The sequence below is a fragment of the uncultured Stenotrophomonas sp. genome, assembly GCF_945952405.1.
Lineage (GTDB): Bacteria > Pseudomonadota > Gammaproteobacteria > Xanthomonadales > Xanthomonadaceae > Stenotrophomonas.
In genome coordinates this window covers 1-3,397 of record NZ_CAMFIA010000046.1, presented here as the reverse complement: position 1 = coordinate 3,397, position 3,397 = coordinate 1, and the positions used below count along the sequence as shown (strand labels likewise).

General features: G+C 67.7%; 4 protein-coding genes. 3 read left to right on the top strand and 1 reads right to left on the bottom strand.

Annotated elements, in window-relative coordinates; genetic code table 11:
- Window positions 1-171: 171 nt before the first annotated feature.
- Window positions 172-1,098 (bottom strand): LysR family transcriptional regulator, encoded by a 927-nt coding sequence (locus Q0P60_RS20595; RefSeq protein WP_294997449.1) that lies wholly within the window; start codon window positions 1,096-1,098, stop codon window positions 172-174.
- A gap of 151 nt (window positions 1,099-1,249) precedes the next feature.
- On the opposite strand from Q0P60_RS20595, the gene Q0P60_RS20590 reads away from it, so the two are divergent.
- From Q0P60_RS20590 to Q0P60_RS20580, 3 genes are all read left to right on the top strand, one after another.
- Entirely contained in the window at window positions 1,250-2,116 is an 867-nt protein-coding gene (locus Q0P60_RS20590; RefSeq protein WP_294997448.1) for a pirin family protein, read from the top strand.
- A gap of 73 nt (window positions 2,117-2,189) precedes the next feature.
- The gene (locus Q0P60_RS20585) at window positions 2,190-2,870 is read left to right on the top strand and encodes an isochorismatase family protein (RefSeq protein ID WP_294997447.1); all 681 of its coding nucleotides are present in this window, start codon (window positions 2,190-2,192) and stop codon (window positions 2,868-2,870) included.
- Between the two features lie 68 nt (window positions 2,871-2,938).
- Window positions 2,939-3,337: an OsmC family protein gene (locus tag Q0P60_RS20580; protein WP_294997446.1), complete on the top strand. Its 399-nt coding sequence runs from the start codon at window positions 2,939-2,941 to the stop codon at window positions 3,335-3,337.
- The last annotated feature ends 60 nt before the right edge of the window (window positions 3,338-3,397 follow it).

The window sequence follows — 3,397 nt, the reverse complement described above, 5'->3', positions numbered from 1 at the left end:
CACGCCACGCGTGGATGGGAGCACCACGCGCTCGATCCACACCACGCGTGGATGGGAGCACCACGCGCTCGATCCACACCACGCGTGGATGGGAGCACCACGCGCTCGATCCACGCCACGCGTGGATGGGAGCACCACGCGCTCGATCCACACCACGCGTGGATGGACGGTCTACGGCTCGTCCAACGCCTCAAAGCGTTCGGCAAGGTAATCAATCAACGCCCGAACCGCCGGCAGCAGCCCACGCCGCGACGGAAACACCGCGTGCACGATGCCGTGCTTCGGCAGCCACCCCGGCAACACCGGCACCAGCGCTCCCCTTTCCAGCTCGTCGGTGATCATCATCCGCGGCAGCATCAGCAGCCCCACCCCGGCCACCGCCGCCGTACGCAACGCGATCATGTCATCGCTGACCAGGCGCGGGCGGTGGTGCACGCTGGCCTGCACCTCGCCCGGCCCGCTGTATTCCCACACGTGCTGCTGGCTGGGCGATGCCAGGTCGACGGTCGGCATCAGTGCCAGGTCCGCCGGCACCTGCGGTGTGCCCAGCCGCTGCAACAACGCCGGGCTGGCACTGGTACACCAGGCCCGGCGCGCCAGCACGCGCACCACCAGGTCACTGTCTTCCAGCGGTGGCGGCCGCACCCGGATCGCCACATCCACGCCTTCGCCCACCACGTCCACCCGGCGGTTGGTGGCATCCAGCTGCACCGTCACCTGCGGGTGCAGGGCCAGGAAGTCGCCCAGCATCACCCCGACGCGCGCATGCAGGATCGCGATCGGGCACGCCAGGCGGATCGTGCCGCGAGGCTCGGCGCGCGACATGGCGATGGCCTCCTCTGCGGCTTCGGCCTCGATCAGCATCGCCTTGCAGTGGCGGTAGTAGTCCTGGCCGACCTCGGTGACCGAGAAACGACGCGTCGAACGCTGGATCAGGCGCACGCCCAGCCGCTCCTCCAGCAGGGCGATGCGCCGGCTCAGCTTCGACTTGGGCATGGCCAGCGCCCGCCCGGCCTGCGAGAAGCCGCCGTGCTCGACCACCATGGCGAAATAGAACAGATCGTTGAGGTCACAGCGACGGATATCAGCAATGAACACGACGCGATCTCCTGCGGCCGAGGGTCTCTCGCCATTGTTCACCATGTAGGACTATGACGGCAAATATCGGCATCTACACGGGTCATTGTCCCAGCGATATCGTCTCCGGCAACACAGAACAACGGCCGGCAGCCCCGGCCAGGAGATCGCCATGAAGCGTGTCACCGGTACCTACAGCGCGCCCCGTCCGCATTGGGTGGGCGACGGATTTCCCGCCCGTTCGATGTTTTCCTACAACACCCACGGCCAGCATCTGAGCCCGTTCCTCTTGCTGGACTATGCCGGCCCCTACAGCTTCGCGCCCAGCGACACCCCGCGCGGGGTCGGCCAGCATCCGCATCGTGGTTTCGAGACCGTCACCATCGTCTATGAGGGCGAGGTCGCCCATCGCGATTCGACCGGTGCCGGCGGCACCATCGGCCCGGGCGACGTGCAGTGGATGACCGCGGCGTCGGGCATCCTCCACGAGGAGTTCCACTCGCCGGACTTCAGCAGGCGCGGTGGCACCCTGGACATGGTCCAGCTGTGGGTGAACCTGCCGGCCCGCCACAAGATGGGGGCGCCGGGCTACCAGACCCTGCTGGATGCGCAGATTCCCTCGGTGAACCTGCCGGATGGCGGCGGCCGTGTCCGTGTCATCGCCGGCCACTTCGGAGGCCACGCCGGCCCGGCGCAGACCCACACGCCCATGGATGTCTGGGACATCCGCCTGCAGCGGGGACACGCTGCCGAACTGCCGGTGGCTGACGGCCGCACCCTGGCGCTGGTGGTGCTGAAGGGCACGGTCCGGGTCAACGGCGGCCAGCCGGTCGGCGAGGCGCAGCTGCTCACCTTCGATCGCAGTGGCGAGGACGTGTTCGTCGACGCTGACAGCGACGCCACCCTGCTCCTGCTCAGCGGCGAGCCGATCGACGAGCCGGTGGTGGGCTATGGCCCGTTCGTGATGAACAGCCAGGACGAAATCGCGCAGGCGGTCAACGACTTCAACAGCGGCCGCTTCGGCCAGATCGCGCACTGAGCGCTTCCGCGCGGCGGGTGATGACCCGCCGCGCCCACGGGCTGTTTGCCCTCCCCTCTCCAGGAGACTGTCCATGAGTACCCCCGCAAATTTCAACGGCGCCCGCCCGGTGATCGATCCGGACAACGCGGCGATGCTGCTGATCGACCACCAGAGCGGCCTGTTCCAGACCATCGGCGACATGCCGTTCACCCAGGTGCGCGCCCATGCCACCGCGTTGGCGGAGATGGCCACGCTGGCGAAGATGCCGGTGATCACCACCGCTTCGGTCCCTCAGGGCCCGAACGGCCCGCTGATCCCGGAGATCCACCAGGCCGCCCCCCATGCGCAGTACGTGGCACGCAGGGGCGAGATCAACGCCTGGGACAACCCGGAGTTCGTGGCTGCAGTCAGGGCCAGCGGTCGCCGGCAGCTGATCATCGCCGGCACCATCACCAGTGTATGCATGGCGTTCCCCTCCATCGCCGCCGTCGCCGACGGCTACCAGGTGTTCGCCGTGATCGATGCCTCGGGCACCTATTCCAAGATGGCCGAGGAGATCACCCTGGCCCGCGTGGTGCAGGCCGGCGTGGTGCCGATGGACACCGCCGCGGTGGCCTCGGAGATCCAGCGCACCTGGAACCGCGACGATGCCCAGCAGTGGGCCGGGATCTACACCCGGATCTTCCCGAACTACCAGCTGCTGATCGAAAGCTACCTGAAGGCGCAGGACGTGCAGAAGAACCAGGAGCCGCTGGATTCACAGCACAGCTGACCGCCGATGGCGCTAGAGTCGGGCCGGGCTCAGCCGGGAACCGCCCGCCCCCTTTGATGGAGACCTTCATGGCCTACGCACGCATTGTTTCGAGTGCCGACAATTATCTGCACCACATCAGCAATGGTCGCTTCGATGTGGATGCGGACGAGCCCGCGTCGCTGGGCGGCCAGGGCAACGGGTTCGCACCGTTCGACCTGTACCTGGCCTCGCTGGCGGCCTGCACCGCCATCACCCTGCGCATGTACGCGCAGCGCAAGGGCTGGGAGCTGGGTGAGTTCCATGCCGAACTGCGCTCGGATCGCGACGAAGACGGGCGGCTGCATGTACATCGCGTGCTGCATGCCAGCGCCGGGTTGAGCGATGCGCAATGGCAGCGGTTGCTGGAGGTCGTGGAGAAGACCCCGGTGACCCTGGTGATGCGCGAGGGCGCGCGGATCACCAGCGAGCGCGCGGCCGCGGCATAGCGCCATCCACGCATGGCGTGGATCTGACCCTCCACGCATGGCGTGGATCTGACCCTCCAC